Source organism: Rhizobium sp. P1_E6, assembly GCF_056405875.1.
In genome coordinates this window covers 250422-266680 of record NZ_JBFUBG010000001.1, presented here as the reverse complement: position 1 = coordinate 266680, position 16259 = coordinate 250422, and the positions used below count along the sequence as shown (strand labels likewise).

At 61.9% G+C, this 16259-nt stretch carries 19 protein-coding genes; 11 read left to right on the top strand and 8 right to left on the bottom strand.

Annotated elements, in window-relative coordinates; translation table 11 throughout:
* Positions 1-46: 46 nt before the first annotated feature.
* The 3 genes from AC1D35_RS01295 (at position 47) to AC1D35_RS01285 (ending at position 3319) form a co-directional block, all read left to right on the top strand.
* Complete coding sequence (locus tag AC1D35_RS01295; RefSeq protein ID WP_113311092.1) at positions 47-1531, top strand: L,D-transpeptidase family protein; 1485 nt, start codon at positions 47-49, stop codon at positions 1529-1531.
* Positions 1532-1779: 248 nt separating this feature from the next.
* Complete coding sequence (locus tag AC1D35_RS01290) at positions 1780-2280, top strand: DUF4405 domain-containing protein (protein ID WP_162748604.1); 501 nt, start codon at positions 1780-1782, stop codon at positions 2278-2280.
* 73 nt (positions 2281-2353) lie between these two features.
* Positions 2354-3319, top strand: coding sequence for a DMT family transporter (locus tag AC1D35_RS01285; protein WP_113311094.1), 966 nt, complete (start codon positions 2354-2356; stop codon positions 3317-3319).
* 19 nt (positions 3320-3338) lie between these two features.
* Here AC1D35_RS01285 and AC1D35_RS01280 read toward each other — a convergent pair whose 3' ends face one another.
* On the bottom strand, positions 3339-3959 hold the full coding sequence (locus AC1D35_RS01280; protein WP_113299384.1) for a TetR/AcrR family transcriptional regulator: 621 nt from the start codon (positions 3957-3959) through the stop codon (positions 3339-3341).
* 203 nt (positions 3960-4162) lie between these two features.
* Between AC1D35_RS01280 and AC1D35_RS01275 the strand changes: the two genes are divergently transcribed.
* On the top strand, positions 4163-5194 hold the full coding sequence (locus AC1D35_RS01275) for an aldo/keto reductase (RefSeq protein WP_477938179.1): 1032 nt from the start codon (positions 4163-4165) through the stop codon (positions 5192-5194).
* Between the two features lie 60 nt (positions 5195-5254).
* Here the strand turns inward: AC1D35_RS01275 and AC1D35_RS01270 are convergent, their stop codons facing one another.
* On the bottom strand, positions 5255-5995 hold the full coding sequence (locus AC1D35_RS01270) for a gamma-glutamylcyclotransferase (protein ID WP_113311176.1): 741 nt from the start codon (positions 5993-5995) through the stop codon (positions 5255-5257).
* Positions 5996-6196: 201 nt separating this feature from the next.
* Here AC1D35_RS01270 and AC1D35_RS01265 point away from each other — a divergent pair, with 201 nt between their 5' ends.
* Positions 6197-6943 (top strand): aminoglycoside phosphotransferase family protein, encoded by a 747-nt coding sequence (locus tag AC1D35_RS01265; protein ID WP_113311096.1) that lies wholly within the window; start codon positions 6197-6199, stop codon positions 6941-6943.
* A 12-nt stretch (positions 6944-6955) separates the two neighbouring features.
* Here the strand turns inward: AC1D35_RS01265 and AC1D35_RS01260 are convergent, their stop codons facing one another.
* Positions 6956-7486 (bottom strand): SMI1/KNR4 family protein, encoded by a 531-nt coding sequence (locus AC1D35_RS01260; RefSeq protein ID WP_113311097.1) that lies wholly within the window; start codon positions 7484-7486, stop codon positions 6956-6958.
* Positions 7487-7733: 247 nt separating this feature from the next.
* On the opposite strand from AC1D35_RS01260, the gene AC1D35_RS01255 reads away from it, so the two are divergent.
* The gene (locus AC1D35_RS01255; RefSeq protein WP_113299315.1) at positions 7734-7976 is read left to right on the top strand and encodes a hypothetical protein; all 243 of its coding nucleotides are present in this window, start codon (positions 7734-7736) and stop codon (positions 7974-7976) included.
* A gap of 33 nt (positions 7977-8009) precedes the next feature.
* Here AC1D35_RS01255 and AC1D35_RS01250 read toward each other — a convergent pair whose 3' ends face one another.
* The 3 genes from AC1D35_RS01250 to AC1D35_RS01240 are packed head-to-tail and all read right to left on the bottom strand — an operon-like array spanning position 8010 to position 10151.
* Entirely contained in the window at positions 8010-8408 is a 399-nt protein-coding gene (locus AC1D35_RS01250) for a Fur family transcriptional regulator (RefSeq protein ID WP_113299316.1), read from the bottom strand.
* Positions 8405-9220 carry a zinc ABC transporter permease subunit ZnuB gene (gene znuB, locus AC1D35_RS01245; RefSeq protein WP_477938178.1) on the bottom strand — a complete coding sequence of 272 codons (816 nt, stop codon included), beginning with the start codon at positions 9218-9220 and terminating at the stop codon, positions 8405-8407. Before znuB ends, AC1D35_RS01250 begins: the two co-directional genes overlap by 4 nt.
* A complete protein-coding gene (locus AC1D35_RS01240; protein WP_477938177.1) occupies positions 9213-10151 on the bottom strand; it encodes an ATP-binding cassette domain-containing protein in 939 nt (312 codons plus the stop codon). Before AC1D35_RS01240 ends, znuB begins: the two co-directional genes overlap by 8 nt.
* Positions 10152-10253: 102 nt before the next feature.
* On the opposite strand from AC1D35_RS01240, the gene AC1D35_RS01235 reads away from it, so the two are divergent.
* The 4 genes from AC1D35_RS01235 (at position 10254) to AC1D35_RS01220 (ending at position 13325) form a co-directional block, all read left to right on the top strand.
* On the top strand, positions 10254-11237 hold the full coding sequence (locus AC1D35_RS01235) for a zinc ABC transporter substrate-binding protein (RefSeq protein WP_113311099.1): 984 nt from the start codon (positions 10254-10256) through the stop codon (positions 11235-11237).
* Between the two features lie 174 nt (positions 11238-11411).
* The gene (gene zigA, locus AC1D35_RS01230; protein ID WP_113311100.1) at positions 11412-12617 is read left to right on the top strand and encodes a zinc metallochaperone GTPase ZigA; all 1206 of its coding nucleotides are present in this window, start codon (positions 11412-11414) and stop codon (positions 12615-12617) included.
* A complete protein-coding gene (locus tag AC1D35_RS01225; RefSeq protein ID WP_113311101.1) occupies positions 12614-12793 on the top strand; it encodes a hypothetical protein in 180 nt (59 codons plus the stop codon). Before zigA ends, AC1D35_RS01225 begins: the two co-directional genes overlap by 4 nt.
* Before the next feature lie 232 nt (positions 12794-13025).
* Positions 13026-13325 carry a hypothetical protein gene (locus AC1D35_RS01220; RefSeq protein ID WP_113299322.1) on the top strand — a complete coding sequence of 100 codons (300 nt, stop codon included), beginning with the start codon at positions 13026-13028 and terminating at the stop codon, positions 13323-13325.
* Here AC1D35_RS01220 and AC1D35_RS01215 read toward each other — a convergent pair.
* Entirely contained in the window at positions 13307-14455 is a 1149-nt protein-coding gene (locus AC1D35_RS01215) for a CBS domain-containing protein (protein WP_113311102.1), read from the bottom strand. The genes AC1D35_RS01220 and AC1D35_RS01215 overlap by 19 nt on opposite strands.
* Positions 14456-14499: 44 nt before the next feature.
* Entirely contained in the window at positions 14500-15396 is an 897-nt protein-coding gene (locus AC1D35_RS01210; RefSeq protein WP_113311103.1) for a LysR family transcriptional regulator, read from the bottom strand.
* 117 nt (positions 15397-15513) lie between these two features.
* Here AC1D35_RS01210 and AC1D35_RS01205 point away from each other — a divergent pair, with 117 nt between their 5' ends.
* Complete coding sequence (locus tag AC1D35_RS01205) at positions 15514-16185, top strand: 5-formyltetrahydrofolate cyclo-ligase (protein WP_113311104.1); 672 nt, start codon at positions 15514-15516, stop codon at positions 16183-16185.
* Positions 16186-16259 lie beyond the last annotated feature (74 nt).

Sequence of the window (16259 nt, the reverse complement as noted above, 5' to 3'; positions counted from 1 at the left end):
ATACGCGCCGCGACAGTATTTTTTATCAGGTTTCGAGGACATCAGAATGCCACTGAGAACATCTTCCCGCTGGATCGCACCGCTTGCCGGCCTGCTGGTGCTCTCGGGAAGTGCAATTGCCGTGCGCGCCGAGCCGCAGCCGGCACCGCCGGTCACACAGGCCAGCCCAAGAATCGGCTACACGGTCCCCGCCCGCCGGCCGGCCCATATTTCCAGGCAGGATACGAGCTCCTCGCTGTCTGCGCTCTTTGATTCCGCCAGCGGCAATCAGGCCAAGGTGTTGAACGAAATGGGCGGACTGTCGGTCTCGATGAACAATGACATCGCCGATGCGATCGAAGCCTATTACGCCCAGCCGAAGGCAAAGCTCATCTGGATCGATGGCAGGGGGCCTACCCCCAAGGCAGCACAGGCGCTCAGCCTTCTGAAACAGGCCGACGACTGGGGATTGAATGCCGGCGACTATGCCGTTGCCCCTCCTCAGAGATCGGATGCGAAGTCGCTGTCCGAGTTCGAAGTCTCCCTCTCGGCCAAGATGCTGATGTTCCTTCAGGACAATTTCCGGGGCCGCATCGATCCCAACAAGCTGTCGAACTATTATGATTTCAAGCGCAAGCCGGTCGATCTGAAGGGCACGATCGCCCAGCTCTCGGCCACGCCTGATCTGATGGTGGTCTTCGACCGCCTGCTGCCGAGCAACCCGAAATTCGCCCAGCTCGCCGCCGAGCTGCACTACCTGCGCACCTCAGGCCAGGGCGGCGATAGCGCCGCCAACATCAACAAGGTGATCGTGGCAATGGAGGAAATGCGCTGGCTGCCGCAGGAATTCCCGGAGCGATATGTTTTCATCAACCAGCCGGCCTACATGGCCTACTATTATGAAAACAGCACGCTGACGCTGTCGATGAAGGCCGTGATCGGCCAGCAGGACCACCAGACGAATTTCTTCGACGCCTCGATCAAGACGGTCCAATTCAACCCCGACTGGGGCGTGCCGCAATCGATCATCCGCAACGAGATGCTGCCGCACCTGAAGCGCGACCCCGCTTATCTGGACAAGGAAGGCTATGTGGTCTCGGTCAAGGGCAAGACGATGCCGTCCGCCAAGGTCGACTGGTCGCAGCCGCTCGAAAATATCGGCGTCGTCCAGCCGCCCGGAGCGGACAATGCGCTCGGCCAGTTGAAGATCCTCTTCCCGAATTCGCACGACATCTACATGCACGACACCCCCGCCCGCGGTAAATTCGCCTCGCAGGACCGCATGTTCAGCCATGGCTGTGTGCGCCTGGAAAACCCGAAGGCGATGGCAGCCGCAGTCCTGAAAACCTCGGTCGAGTTCGTCGATCAGCAGATCGCGGACGGCGCCAAGAAGGATATGCCGGTTCCGGAACAGGTTCCGGTCTATGTCTCCTATTTCACCGCATGGCCGACCGACGATGGCGTCATCCACTATTTCGACGACATCTATGGCCGCGATGCGGAAACGCTGACGGCGATTTCGGCGACGACCGCAAGCCGCGCTCGATCGTAAATCGGCCGGGGCTATGCAGCCCCGCATCCTCCATCGCCCTGTCTATCGGTCTTCCGCAGCCACCAGATATGTGCGCTTTACACATATTTGTTGACGGCGTTTTCCGCTCCTGATATATGTGCATTATACACACAATGGAGCGGATATGGCACAGGAAATCTCAACCGGCGCACGGATGTGCGGTGCCGGCGCGGCAGAACCGCGCCTGGCGATCAGGCCGGTCGACACGATCATCCGGAGTGGCTCCGATGGCCGCTAGGCTCACGACACGCAGTTGGGCGACACCGCTGACGATCGGCTCCTTCCTGCTAATGGCAGGTACGGGCGTCATGATGTTCTTCGAGTGGGAACGAGGCCTGATGACCGTCGTTCACCAATGGTTTTCCTGGTTCTTCGTGGCAGGCGCCATCGGTCACATCGTCGCGAACATCAAGCCCTTCAAGTCGCATCTGAAGGCACGATGGGGCCGCTACAGCATTGCCGTTTTCATGATCGTGCTTATCGCCTCCGTCTTCAGCTGGGGGCAGATCACCGGGCCGCAGCTGGAGCGGCCGATCGAACAGGCGCTGATCTATGCCCCGCTCTCGGCTCTTGCTGATGTCACCGGGCAGTCATATGCAGAGCTCATCGCAAAGCTCCGGGAAAAGGGCATAGAGGCCGAGGCACATCAATCCGTCGCAGACCTCGCCCGCCTGCACGACATCGATGAGAACCGCGCGCTCGCAATCATCTTCGGCGTCGATGGATAGGCCTTGATCTTACCGCTTATTGCGACGGTAACCTCACCTGTGCGGCGCCCGGAAACTGTGGCATAACTAGCCGATGGCGATACATGTCTTGGCAGTCCATCGTGATACTGTCGGGACGGAACAGGCGGCAGGCGGTTCGCTTGCAGGGGCCTATTCCGTGGGCGTGCTCTGCTGGCTCCTGTCGGCCGGCATCTATATCGCCGCCAAATGGGTCTCGACGGAAATGCCGCCCTGGGCGCTCTGCTTCTGGCGCGTGCTCATCGCCTTCGCGATCCTGCTGCCGATCGTGCGCCACCATTTTTCCGAGATGCTAGCGCTGGTCCGGGCGCGCGGCCTGGAACTGCTTTTCATCGGCGGCATGGGACTGGCCGTCTGTCAGGGCCTGATCTTTGTCGGCCTCGAACATGCCGATGCCACCACGGCCGGCATCATCATCGCGCTGATCCCGATCATCACCATGATCCTCGCCCGCCTGATGCTGGCAGAGCCGATGGGAAGCTGGCAGGTGGCCGGCTCGATCCTCGCCTTCCTCGGTATCGTCGTCATCATCGTCAAGGGCAGTCCGGCAGCACTTCTGCGCCTCGACCTCAATCCCGGCGAACTCTGGATCGTCGCCGGCGCCTTCTGCTTCAGCCTCTACACCGTGCTGCTGCGCCGGGCGAAATTCGATCTGAACCGCCTTGCCCTGCTCGTCCTGCTGCTCGGCGCCGCTGCGCTGACCGCACTGCCCTTCTATCTCTACGAACTCGCCTCCGACGAACGCACGACGCTGAATACGAGCGGCCTCATAGCGCTCGCCTATGTCGCGATCCCTGGCGGCGCGCTCATGTATTATCTCTTCAATCGCAGCATCGAGGCTCTTGGAGCCGCCCGCGCCGGCGTGCTCCTCTACGTCCAGACGATCTTCATCGCCGTACTCGCCTACCTGATCCTCGGCGAGAAGCTGCAGACCTATCACCTCGAAGGTGCGGCCCTCATCATCGCCGGGCTGTTGCTGATCATCCTGCTGAAACCGAAGGCGAAGACCGCAGCCGCCTAACGCGGCGGGCAAAGAAACCTCAGCCCTTCACGTCAGCCCCATAACGCAGCCCATCCACCAGCAGCGCAATCATCCGCCGGGTCTTGGCCGGATCATCCCCCTGCCCGAGATTGGAAAGCTGTGCGCCGGCGCGGATGAGTTCGCTCGCCTCGACATCGCCGCGCGCTGCTCCCGCTGCAACGGCTCTATCCAGCAGGCCCTGCAATGCCGGGATCATGCGCTGATCGAAATAGACCGGCAGCGCCTGATAGGCCGGGTCGCCGGAATGCAGTGCTGCAGCAAGGCCGCGCTTGGCCATGATGAAATCAGCAAAACGCTGCATCCACAGCGAGAGCGCCTCGCCGGGCTCATGCTCGGCGGCAAGCGTCACTGCCGCATCGGCGCAGGCATCCACCTCGTTGCGCATGACCGCCTTGATGAGATCCGAGCGCTGCGGAAAATGGCGATAGACAGTGCCGACGCCCACGCCCGCCTTTTCCGCAATCTCACGCACCGGCGCATCCACGCCCGAGGTCGCAAACACCGCCAGGGCAGCTTTCAGCAGCAGATCGAGGTTGCGCCGCGCATCCGCGCGCACCGGCCTTTCATGGCCGCTATCAGCCTCGCGCGCCTCGCCCGGGCTGTCCGTCCCGTCAGTCACATCAACACCTCTTGCAAAACGGAACATTGTTCCGTATAAACGGAACCGCGTTCCGGATGCGCCCTTATACCCTGTTTGCCAGGACTTTGCCAACAGCAAAGCCTGTCCGTCAGGGCTTTTGACAGATTCAAAACCTGCCCTCGCGGGCAGCGCAGGTTCAAGCCTGCCCTCACGGGCAGCTCAGATTAAAAGAGGAAACGAAGATGCAATACCGTCCCCTTGGCCGCACCGGCATCATGGTCAGCCCCTATTGCCTTGGCGCCATGATGTTCGGCGCCATCGGCAATGCCGATCACGACGATTCCATCCGCATCATTCACAAGGCACTCGATACCGGCATCAACTTCATCGATACCGCCGACATGTATAGCCATGGCGAATCCGAGGAGATCGTCGGCAAGGCGCTGAAAGGCCGGCGCGACAACATCGTGCTCGCCACCAAATGCTTCATCCCGATGGGCCAGGATCCGAACCAGCAGGGCAGCTCGCGCCGCTGGATCTACCGCGCCGTCGAAGATTCGCTGCGCCGCCTGCAGACCAATTATATCGACCTCTTCCAGATGCACCGCCCCGCCCCCGATACCGATATAGAGGAAACGCTTTCGGCCCTGACCGACCTGATGCGCGAAGGCAAGATCCGCGCCATCGGCTCCTCCACCTTCCCCGCCTCCGATATCGTCGAGGCACAATGGGTGGCCGAAAAGCGTGGCCTCGCCCGCTTCCGCACCGAGCAACCGCCCTACTCCATCCTGCATCGCGGCATCGAACGTGAGGTCCTGCCGACGCTCGAACRTTACGGCATGGGTGCGCTGGTCTGGAGCCCGCTTGCCATGGGCATGCTCACCGGCCGTTACCGCCGTGGCGCTGCCCAGCCGGACAGCACCCGCGTTGCCTATTTCCCCAAGCAGATGTCGAATGAAAACAGCCTCGATGCCGTCGAGCAGCTCATCCCGCTCGCGGAAGGTGCCGGCATCTCGCTCACCCATATGGCGCTTGCCTTCGTCATCGCCCACCCGGGTGTCACATCGGCGATCCTTGGGCCGCGCACCATGGAACAGCTCGATGATCTCCTGGCCGGCGCGCAAGTCCGTCTGAGCGACGAACTGCTCGATGCCATCGACGCAATCGTACCATCCGGCACCGAAACCGGTCCGCTGGAAGCCAACTACAAGACCCCGGCGATCCAGACCGCGAGCTTGCGCCGCCGTCCGCCCGCCGAACGCGCCGCCGCTTGATCGACAAAGCAGCCTCCGAAGGCTCCGCTATGCCAGCGGAGCCTTCGGCACGACGGCGGATCAACGCTCGTCGGCAGGCAATTGCTGCAGCCTGCGCTGCGCTTCCTCCACCTCGATGGCGAGCTCGTCCAGAAACTCGTCCCACATATCGAGCGCCCTCAAGCCCTCACGCGTGCGAAACAGATAGTCGGCCGAACTGCCGATGCTGCCCGAAGCCGTCGCAAGCCGTTGAATAGTCGCCTCGCGGGAAAGCCCGCCGGCATAGGTATTTGCGAGCGGGTTCATGGTGAAAGTGATGCCGCTTCCAAAGCGGATACCCCCTTCATCGAGAAGGTCGACCCACCGAGGAATATAGGCCTCGGCCACCATCTCCCGCCGCCACAGCAGCTCGAGTTCGTGCAGAAGATCCTCTTCCTGCAGCCGCAGCGCGACGCCATCGCAGGCTCCGCCCGCATCAAGGCCGAGCACGAGACCTGGATTGTCGGGCGAACCCCGCCCGGACGTTGTGGCAAGGCAAAAGGAGCGGCGCCAGCCTTCGATACGGGCTTTCCGGCTTTCGACGCTGAGAATGATCGGATTCCAGATCAGCGAACCATAGGCGAAAATCCAGACATCGCCCGCCGGCCGCTCCGCAAGTATCGATGCGAGAGATGCCTGTCGCTCCTCGTCGCTGAGAAGTTTGAGCGACGGCGCCTCCCCGGCAATCAGGTTTGCGAATGTGCCGCTCAGCAGCAGCTCGCGCGACAGGATTTCCTCGCCACAGCAGGCGATCGCATCTGAGCTTCTATTGTTGATGGTCATGACGCCCCCATTCTCGGCCATGCATATCAGCAATGGCCCTGTTTCGCCGCCATCATCCACGGCTAGCGCGCCGGATAAAGCCTGCCAGCGCAGACACAGTGTCTCCGCAGCCGCAACAATCGACGCATCATCATCCCTCTTTCCGCCACGGAAATGAGCACCACATCGTTTGAAACACACCCTAGGAAATGGGAGCCCGACATGAGCGAAATTGGCCGTCTGCTCGGCGCCGGTAAGGAAGCGGAAGTCTATGAACATGGCAGGCTGGCCCTGAAGCTCTACAGGCCCGGCCGCCCGAAGGCCCCGGCCTTCCGCGAGGCCGCCAATCTGGCGATCGTCGAACGGCTCTCCCTGCCCGCGCCCAGGGTCCACGTCGTCGGCGACTATCATGGGCGCTGGGGCCTGCTGATGGATCGCGCAATCGGCAGAAGCCTTGCCGACGAGATGTTGCCGGAGCCGCCGCTGTCAGCCATCAAGGAGATGGCAGCACTCCACCAGTGCCTGCACCGCGAGCCCGGCACCGGCCTTCCCTCATTGAAATCAAGACTGTCGGCAAATATCGAGCGCGCCGAACCTCTAACACCGGACCTGCGCGACCGGTTGCTTCTGGCGCTTGCCGCCCTGCCAGATGACGACAGGGTCTGCCACGGCGACTTCCATCCCTGGAATATCCTGGGCTCCGGCGACGACGCCATGATCGTCGACTGGCTGGACGCCTGCAGCGGCAATCCGGCCGCCGATGTCTGCCGCACCTATCTCCTGATGCGTCGTGTGCTTCCGGCGATCGCCGAAGCCTATGTCGTCACCTATGCGAAGGCGGCCGAACTGACACCGGACGAAATCTTCACCTGGCTGCCGGTCATCGCCGCCGCCCGACTTGCGGAGGATGTGCCCGAGGAAAACGAGGATCTGCTACATCTTGCAGCACTCGCTCCCTCGGAAGCATAGGCTGGATGCCCCTCACAGACGACTTGGAGTCAGGCCGGTGAGGAATGTCTCGAAATCATCCGCGACGTGGCCGATCTGTTCCCACCCATAGCCCCGATCGCCGAAGGTCTTCGCCTTTATGACGATGTAGAGAATGCGGCCATAGCTGTGCGCATTGAGGTCCAGCAGGCAATGCCCGTAGCCGGCGTCGAAGGTGAGCGGGTAGAGTGCCGCGGGCAGCCGCGGACCGGAATTTCCATAGAGCGGGTCCATGTAGCGCTGCCGCGCTTCGATCATGGTGCGTGGATCGGCAACCACGCCGACATCCACCCTCTTTCGCTTGCCGTTCGGGAACGTGGCTTTCGTCTGGAAGCTGAAGACCGTTTTGCTGTTGAACTGCCGCCCGCCGTAGCGCTGCCAGTATTGTTTGAGCGCATCCGGCAACGCCACACCCTCTGAATGTTCGAAGCCCTCGACCTCCTGCGGTGTTACCGGCTCCTCCGGCCTTCCCCATTCATCCGGCGCTTCGAGAAAACGGTAGATTGCTGCATTGGCGACATCCATTCCGCGTCCGGCCTCCTCATGCCGTTGTAGACGGCATGGGAGATAAGGCGGGAAGGCGTGTTGCAAAGCCCCTGCCCGTTCAGACGCCCGATCTGACAGGACTGCTGATTTCAGTTTCGAAATATTCGTATTCAGTTGCGAATAATTCTCAATTATGCTTTGCTAATGCAAGTGATTAGCAATTGCATTTCAGTCGGCCTCTAGAATCGTTGGTGCGGTCGTGTCCAAGACAAAGGGAATCGATGAAATGACGAGGGACGAGATCGAGCAGCTGCTGCATAAGCTCAGCGACACGCTCCATCTTTCCTCACCGTTCGCCAGCCGGCAAGGTGGCAGCCTCTCGCAGGCGATGGAAAACCTTGCCGACCTGCTGCAGAATTACGAGACCATTTCCGGCGATCCGGACGAAGTCGCAAACCGCATCGCCGAAGCGATCAAGATGGTCGGACAGGCCCGATTTAGCCGCCCCGACGAAGGGACAGTCCACTAAGCAAAGGCCAAATGCCCTGCTGTTGCTGTCGGTTCACGCAGCACAGGCCTCGCAGGTGCCGCGGATTTCGATCGTCGTCTTCGCCGGCTTGAATTTTTGGCTGCGCACCCAGCCCATCAGGCGGTGATCCACCTCATGGTCGTGGAACTCGATCACCTGGCCGCAGCTTTCGCAGATCGCGAAAGCGACGATGCCATGGCTGTGGCAGTCCTCGCCGGGATGGGCGCAGGCGACGAAGGAGTTGATGCTCTCGAGCCGATGCACCACGCCGAATTCGAGCAGCTTTTCCAGCGCCCGGTAAACCTGCAGAGGCGCGCGGAAACCCTGGTCGCGCAGCTTGTCGAGGATCGTATAGGCGCTGAGCGGTCCCTCGGCCTTTTCGAGCACATCGAAAACGAGTGACTGGTTGCGGGTGAGTTGAGGTGCGTTCATGAGCCTTGTCCTTGCAGGTCCCTGCGCCCGCGCCAGGCGGGAAGCAGGCTCAGAATGAAGAGAATGAGAGCGGCGACGACAATCGACGGCCCGGATGGCGTGTCATAAGTCAGCGAGCCAAAGAGCCCGCCGACGACTGCGACTGCGCCGATCAGCGAGGCGAGAACCGCCATCCGTTCTGGCGTCGAGGAGAAGCGCCGCGCCGCTGCCGCCGGAATGATCAGCAGCGAGGTGATCAGCATGATGCCGACGATCTTCATGGCAATGGCGATGACGACGGCCATCAGTAGCATGAAGAACAGCCGCGCCCGCTCCGGCTGCAGGCCCTCGGCCTCCGCCAGTTCCGGATTGACGGTGGCTGCAAGCAACGGCCGCCACAGCCAGGCGATCGCCACTAGCACCAGAATGCCGCCGCCCCAGATCATCGCGATATCCGTGGTCGAGACTGCCAGGATATCGCCGAACAGGAAGGCGATGAGATCGATGCGCACCCAGGACATGAAGGCGACCATGACGAGGCCGATCGCCAGCGTCGCATGTGAGAGAATGCCGAGCAGCGCATCGGCCGACAGCGCCTGACGCTTCTGCAGGAGGAGCAGCAGGATCGAGACGGCAGCGGCGACGACGAAGACGGCCAGTGTCAGGTTGAAATCGAAGAGCAGCGACAGTGCGACGCCAAGCAGCGCCGAATGGGCAATCGTATCGCCAAAATAGGCCATGCGCCGCCAGATGATGAAGCAGCCCAGCGGCCCTGTTGTCAGCRCCAGACCGACGCCAGCCAGGATTGCGCGCACGAAGAAATCGTCAAGCATGGCGGCCCTCCCCGCTTTGGGAGTGGGAATGGGCGTGAGCATGGGCCTCGGCATGCGCATGCCCGTCGTGATGGTCGTGAGCATGGTCATGCCCGTGCTCATGATGATGGCCATCGTCAGGGTGGCAATGGTCCGTTACCGAACCGTCCTCATGCAGAACGCGCCCGTCGGGCAGATGCGTATGGTCGTGGTGATGGCTGTAGACTGCAAGCGTCGGCGCCGCGCGGCTGCCGAAGAGGCGCACATATTCCGGGCTCTGGCTCACCGCCTGCGGCGTGCCGCGGCAGCAGACATGGCCGTTGAGGCAGATGACGGTATCCGTCTCCGCCATGACGACATGCAGGTCGTGCGAGATCAGCAGGATACCGCAGCCGGTGGTATTGCGGATCGACTTGATAAGTTCGTAAAGCGCGATCTCGCCGGCGAAATCCACACCCTGCACGGGCTCGTCGAGAACGAGAAGATCGGGCTTGCGGGCAATGGCGCGTGCCATCAGCGCCCGCTGGAATTCGCCGCCCGAGAGATGCTGTACCTGTGCATCCAGCATATGCGCCATGCCTGATGCTTCGAGTGCCACCATGATATCGGCCTCGGGCAGAGGCCCGGTCAGCGTCATCAGCCGGCGCACCGAAAGCGGCAGCGTCCAGTCCACCGCAAGCTTCTGCGGTACATAGCCGACCTTGAGGCCGGTCTTTTTCGTCACCCTGCCCTCATCCGGCTTCAAAACGCCGATCRCAGCCTTGGCGCTGGTCGACTTGCCGGAGCCGTTCGGGCCGATCAGCGTAACGATTTCGCCGCGCGACACGGAGAAATCCACACCGCGCACCAGCCAGCGACCGCCGCGACGAATGCCGAYATTGTCGAGCGAAACCAGCGGTTCGGCGCGGATACTTGCGGCGTTACCAACGGGGTTATCTGCGGGAGAGAGCATCAATTTTTCCGAAAGTGCTGTTGCGTCCTGCTATTGCACACGTTATAGCATAACGCAATTGATGTAATAACATTACAACTGCAATTCAAGCGGAGCATGCTGATGAAACTGGCGATGGGCCTTACCCTCGCAATCCCGGCTTTCCTTTTTGCCGGGTCCCTCCAGGCTGCTGAGGCGCCCGTCGTCGTCACCTCGATCAAGCCGATCCATTCGCTGGTTTCGGCCATCATGCAGGGCGTCGGCAAACCGGAACTGATCGTCGATGGCGCCGCCTCTCCGCACACCTATAATCTGAAGCCTTCCAATGCCCGCGCTTTGCAGGCAGCCAAGGTGATCTTCTGGGTCGGCCCCGGCCTCGAAGCCTTCCTCGAAAAGCCGCTGGAATCGCTGGGTTCCGACGCCATCGTCGCCCGGCTCGACAATGCGCCGGGTCTGGTGAAGCTGCCTTTCCGCGAAGGCGGCGCCTTTGAAGCGCATGATGACGGCGACCAGGATAGTGCTTCCGCCGATGAACATGCTGATGCTGGTCACGATCATGCCGAAGCAGATCATGACCACGACCACGGCGCCTTCGACACCCATCTCTGGCTCGATCCGGTCAACGCCAAGGCGATGGCCACCGAGATCACCACCACGCTGGTTGCCGCCGACCCCGCCAATGCGCTGACCTACGAGGCCAATGCCAAGGAGCTGGATGACAAGCTCGACGCGCTCGACAAGGAAATCGCCGCAACCGTGTCGCCGGTGAAGGACAAGCCCTTCATCGTCTTCCACGATGCCTACCAATATTTCGAGCATCGCTACCATATCCGCGTCGCCGGCTCGATCACCGTCAGTCCCGAGACCATACCGGGTGCGGAGCGCGTCTCGGAGATCCACAAGAAGGTCGGCGATCTCGGCGCAACCTGCGTCTTCGCAGAGCCGCAGTTCGAACCGCGCCTCGTCGATGTCGTCATCGAAGGCACCAGGGCGAAATCAGGCGTGCTGGACCCGGAAGCCGCCACCCTGCCCGCMGGCCCCGATCTCTACTTCACCCTCATGCGTGGCATCGCCGACAGCATGAAGAACTGCCTCGCCAGCGCATAAGCGGAGGATCGGCAAGGCGTCGGCACTGCTTGAACAATCACGGGGCGTTACCAGCGCATCCCGTCGGACTTGCAGCCCTCCCGCGAGGTCTGCGGCGAAAGAAGGCGGCGACACCCCCGTTCCGCCTTTTTTTGTGAGTGCATTTGTTACGTTATAACATAATAGGATGATATTATGGACAAGAGACTTCCCGTCACCGTGCTCTCGGGCTTCCTCGGCGCCGGCAAGACCACGCTGCTCAATCATGTGCTCGGGAATCGCGAGGGCATGCGCGTCGCCGTCATCGTCAACGACATGAGCGAGGTGAATATCGACGCGGCACTTGTGCGCGATGGCGGCGCCAATCTCTCTCGCACAGACGAGCAACTGGTGGAAATGACCAACGGCTGCATCTGCTGCACGCTGCGTGACGACCTGCTCAAGGAGGTGCGCCAGCTTGCCGACCAGGGCCGCTTCGATTACCTGCTGATCGAATCCACAGGCATTGCCGAGCCCCTGCCCGTTGCCACCACCTTCGAATTCCGCGACGAAAATGGAAGAAGCCTCTCGGATGTCGCCCGCCTCGACACGATGGTGACCGTGGTCGACGCCGCCAACCTGCTTGCCGATTACGCCTCCGTCGATTTCCTCGCCGATCGCGGCGAAACATCAGGCGATGGTGACAACAGAACCATCGTCGACCTCCTGGTCGAACAGATCGAATTCGCCGATATCGTCGTGTTGAACAAGATCGGCACGGCGAGCGAAGACCAGCGCGATGCGGCCAGAAAGATCATCACCGGCCTCAACCCGGATGCCCGCATCATCGAAACCGACTTCGGCAAGGTGGCGCTGAAGGATGTGCTCGGCACCAACAGCTTCGATATCGACAAGGCCGAGACCCATCCGCTCTGGTACAAGGAACTGCATGGCTTCAAAGACCATGTGCCGGAAACCGAGGAATACGGCATCCGCTCCTTCGTCTACCGCGAAAGGCGCCCCTTCCATCCTGGGAAATTGCAAGCCTTCCTCGACCGCACCTGGCCGGGTGTGGTGCGCGCCAAAGGCTTCTTCTGGCTGGCGACCCGCCCGCACCATGTCGGCGAAATCAGCCAGGCCGGCGCCCTCGTCCGCACCGGCAAGATGGGCCTCTGGTGGTCCGCCGTGCCGCGCGAACAATGGCCGGAGGAGCCGGCCTTCATGCGCGGCATCGGCCCCTATCTCGACCCCATCTGGGGCGACCGCCGCCAGGAAATCGTCTTCATCGGCGCCAACCCGATGGACGAGGCCTGGATCACGCGGGAGCTCGACGCATGTCTGGTGGAAAGCAAAACATTCACGCCTGAGCGCTGGCGCAACCTGCCTGATCCCTTCATCAGCTGGAACCGGCAGGCGGCATGAAGGCGGCGGCAATCAGACCCTATCGATGCCTGTGCATCGAATGCGAGCCCCTGCCCCCAATCCAGGGCTTGCATCCGCTGACCTATGGAGATCAGGCCGACGGTGAGACGCGAAAACCGAGAGGAATTCTTGCTTTCATCACCGAACGCGTGATGCCGTCGCGACGGCGAGACTAGGTGTGTCGCACATAGGCCCTTCGGCATGCCGGAGGGCCACAGCGCTAAAGATGAATTATGATGCAGATCTATCTTCTGATTGTTTTTTCATCACCCTGAATGCAATAAATGGGCACGGAGGCACGAAGCTCGGCCCTTCGCCGCCCAATCCCCGGCAGCCACAGAGCTCCGCGACAATTCCCCAACTGGCACATGGCTTGCACYGGCTTTAGCAGAAACCACCGGGTCCACCATGCCACCTATCCTGACTGACCTTCTGCTCGCAGTCACCCTCGCCCTCAGCCTGCGGCGCTTCATTCTTCCTTATGTTGTGGAAGATGACGTCCTGCGGGCTTCAGCGCCGGTGACGATGGTGGCCAGCGCCGTGTTTCTTGCCGCACTCGCCCTCACCTGCTCGGACAAGACATTCTGGAGCGCGACCATCACGCTTTCAGGCGGAGCGCTAATGGCCTTCTTCTTCGATGACAGATGGCCGAAGCTCGCCATCACCGCTGCGGCGGCCTGCCTGCTTGCCTATCTCGGCATGCGCTGATTGTCTTCAGGCCGCGTCATCGGTCCGCTTGCCCCCTTGGGTAATGCCCGCGCAACAGCGCTCAGCAGATCCGTCTGCGAAATCAGCCCGACAATACGCCTCGCCTCATCGACGATAATGACGGCATGGGCGCGCCCATCCGTCAGATCCGGCAGCAAAGCCATCGCCACATCGCCAGCACGCGCCGTCGTTGCCGGTGAGACCAGCCGCTCCACCGAACCCGAGGCGACCGCAAGCTCCCGAAGGCCCACCGTCCCGATCAGCTTTCCGGCCTCATCGCGCACCGGCAATGTCCGGATATTGTGGTTGAGCAGCAGCCACCGCGCCTGCTCGACCGTAGCATCCGCATCGATCGCAATCACATCGCGCGACATTATATCGGCGCAGCGGATCTCCGCGTTGGAGCGGGCTACCGCCTCGAACTCTACCTGACGCAGGAGCCGGGCCAGATCGGCGCGGTCGATATCGAAAGTCTCGTTGAGCTTGGCGAGTGCCGCATCGATATCCTCTTCCTGGAAACCGGCGCGCTCCGCCGGGGGGCGGTCTGCCGTCAGGTGCGTATTGACGGGTGCGGCCACCACATGCGGGTAATTGTGCCGCGACAGCTTGTGAAAGACGAGGCCGAGCGCCACCAGCAGGCAGGAGTTCAGGGCGACGGGCACGAAGGGAAAGAGCATGCCCCAGCTGGCAACGACAGGACCGCCGAGCACCGCCGTCAGTGCCGCCGCCCCACCCGGCGGATGCAGGCAGCGGGTAAAGGACATGGCGGCGATCGCCAGCGACACGCCGACACCCGTCGCGATGATCGGATCACGGATCAGGCTTGCAGCCACAACACCCATGATCGCCGAGATCGTGTTGCCGCCGATGATCGACCAGGGCTGCGCAAGCGGGCTCGCCGGCACCGCGAAAAGCAGCACGGCCGACGCCCCCATGGGCGCCACGATCAGCGGCAGATGCGACCCCTCACCGAGGAGCGCGCCGCAGAGCAGGCCGGTGAGCGCAATGGAGACGAGTGCGCCGAGACAGGCAAGCATCCGGTCGCGCAGCGTCGCACCGGCAAGAATGGGATGGAACAGCCGCGAAATGGATGACCGGCGGGGCGTCTCGTCGGGATTTGGCATGCGCATGGAATACTCTTTGAAGAAGGCTGTGAGCGATGTTGGAGGCGCTGCTATTGCAGCATGGAGGGCGGATGGGCCGACAGGAGCATGATCTGCTCGAAGGCCTGCAGCGGATCGGAGCGCTGCTGCCGCCTGGAAATCAGCAGCGTATCGACGGCTCCGAGCCGGTGGACATTGACCTCGGCTCTCCAGGGCAGCATGTCGAGCACCGAGCGCGGCATGACGCCGACGGCATTGCCGGCGATGACCTGCGCAAGGATAGCGTGATAGGACGTCATCTCCACTGTCGGCAGACTGGCGCCGCCGCGGATCCAGCGCTCGGCAATCTGGCGGTAGGTACAGCCGGGCTCCAGCGCAGCAAGCGCCGGAAGGCGGATATCCTGAGGTGCTGTGACTGAAGCATGATGAGGCGGCAGCACGAGCAGCAGGTCTTCCTCGTAGACACGCGCGGAATGGAGATCATCGGCGTCGAAACCCGCAGACGACAACCAGCCGGGCTCGCCCTGCGGTGTGGCGATCAGCGCGCAATCGAGCTCGCCGGATAAAACGGCCCTGGTCAACTCACGCGTGGCGCCGAGCGTCAGCTTCAGGGCAATATCGGGGTTCTGGCCGTTGAAGCGCGCCAGCACCGGCGGAAGACGGCTCGCCGCGGTGCTCTCCATCGTGCCGAGACGTAAGCTCGGCTGCGGGCGGACGCCCTTCAGGGCAAGCTGTGCCTCCCCGGCAAGCGCCGTCAGTCGTCGCGCATAGGAGACGAAGAGCTGTCCCTCTGATGTCAGCGTCATGCGCTTGCCGTCCCGGCTGAACAGAGCAGCATCCATCTGCCCTTCCAAAGCCTGAATGCGGGTCGTGACATTGGACGGCGCGCGCGAAAGCCTCTTGGCTGCGCGGGTGACGCTGCCCTCTTCGGCAACGACGAGAAAAATTTCCAGAGAAGACAGATCCACATCGATCTCGCTTGATGAACGAACTTGTCTATTATTCTAAATCAGAGAATGATCGCAATCGCCGAAGCGTTCAAAATCGTCGCATGAACTGAAAACTTCTTCCGATCGGACCGCCAGATGCAGAAAGACGAACCAGACGATTATGCCTCGCCGGCATGCCTGATGCACGAAGTCGATCCCGCCTATATGGGCTTGGAGGAGCCATGGGAGCTGGTGCGGGAATGGCGCCGCGGCGAGCGCATGCGGCTGATCGACGCCCGCAAACGAATAGAATCGGCCGAGCGGGAGCGGAAGACGGCGCTGATCTCATCGCATCTCGACCGGCTCCTGGGTCCCGTCATCACGGGAAAAACTGTCAGCATCTACTGGCCATTTCAGGGAGAGCCGGATCTTCGTGGCTGGATGGCCGCAATCGCCGGGCGTGCGACATGCCTGCTGCCGGTCGTGGCAGAGAAAGCAAAGCCCCTGACATTCCGGGTCTGGACTCCGGGCGTGAAGCTGGAACGCGGCGTGCTCGGCATTCTCATCCCCACCGAGGGCGAAGAGCGACAACCCGATATCGTGATTGCCCCTGTCGTCGGCTATAGCAGCGGCTGTTATCGCCTCGGCGTCGGCGGCGGTTATTTCGACAGGACGCTGGCGGCGCTCTCCCCCAGGCCGCTCGCCGTCGGCATCGGATTTTCGCAACAGCAGATCCGTACGATCAAGCCGCAGCCGCATGATATCCCGATGGATGCTGTCATCACCGAGGATGGGGTGATCAAGCGCTCAGCCGGCCTCTTCGCCTGACGACAAGGATATCATGTCCACACTCCCCAAACAAAAWGGGCGGCCGAAGCCGCCCTGTTTCTGGTGCACCTGAA

What these genes read in the sequence shown, in the direction of transcription:
- AC1D35_RS01295 (WP_113311092.1), top strand. Translation starts at nt 47, where the DNA reads ATGCCACTGAGAACATCTTCCCGCTGGATCGCACCGCTTGCCGGCCTG.
- AC1D35_RS01290 (WP_162748604.1), top strand. Translation starts at nt 1,780, where the DNA reads ATGGCCGCTAGGCTCACGACACGCAGTTGGGCGACACCGCTGACGATC.
- AC1D35_RS01285 (WP_113311094.1), top strand. Translation starts at nt 2,354, where the DNA reads ATGGCGATACATGTCTTGGCAGTCCATCGTGATACTGTCGGGACGGAA.
- AC1D35_RS01270 (WP_113311176.1), bottom strand. Translation starts at nt 5,995, where the DNA reads ATGACCATCAACAATAGAAGCTCAGATGCGATCGCCTGCTGTGGCGAG.
- AC1D35_RS01265 (WP_113311096.1), top strand. Translation starts at nt 6,197, where the DNA reads ATGAGCGAAATTGGCCGTCTGCTCGGCGCCGGTAAGGAAGCGGAAGTC.
- AC1D35_RS01260 (WP_113311097.1), bottom strand. Translation starts at nt 7,486, where the DNA reads ATGGATGTCGCCAATGCAGCAATCTACCGTTTTCTCGAAGCGCCGGAT.
- AC1D35_RS01255 (WP_113299315.1), top strand. Translation starts at nt 7,734, where the DNA reads ATGACGAGGGACGAGATCGAGCAGCTGCTGCATAAGCTCAGCGACACG.
- AC1D35_RS01250 (WP_113299316.1), bottom strand. Translation starts at nt 8,408, where the DNA reads ATGAACGCACCTCAACTCACCCGCAACCAGTCACTCGTTTTCGATGTG.
- zigA (WP_113311100.1), top strand. Translation starts at nt 11,412, where the DNA reads ATGGACAAGAGACTTCCCGTCACCGTGCTCTCGGGCTTCCTCGGCGCC.
- AC1D35_RS01225 (WP_113311101.1), top strand. Translation starts at nt 12,614, where the DNA reads ATGAAGGCGGCGGCAATCAGACCCTATCGATGCCTGTGCATCGAATGC.
- AC1D35_RS01220 (WP_113299322.1), top strand. Translation starts at nt 13,026, where the DNA reads ATGCCACCTATCCTGACTGACCTTCTGCTCGCAGTCACCCTCGCCCTC.
- AC1D35_RS01215 (WP_113311102.1), bottom strand. Translation starts at nt 14,455, where the DNA reads ATGCGCATGCCAAATCCCGACGAGACGCCCCGCCGGTCATCCATTTCG.
- AC1D35_RS01205 (WP_113311104.1), top strand. Translation starts at nt 15,514, where the DNA reads ATGCAGAAAGACGAACCAGACGATTATGCCTCGCCGGCATGCCTGATG.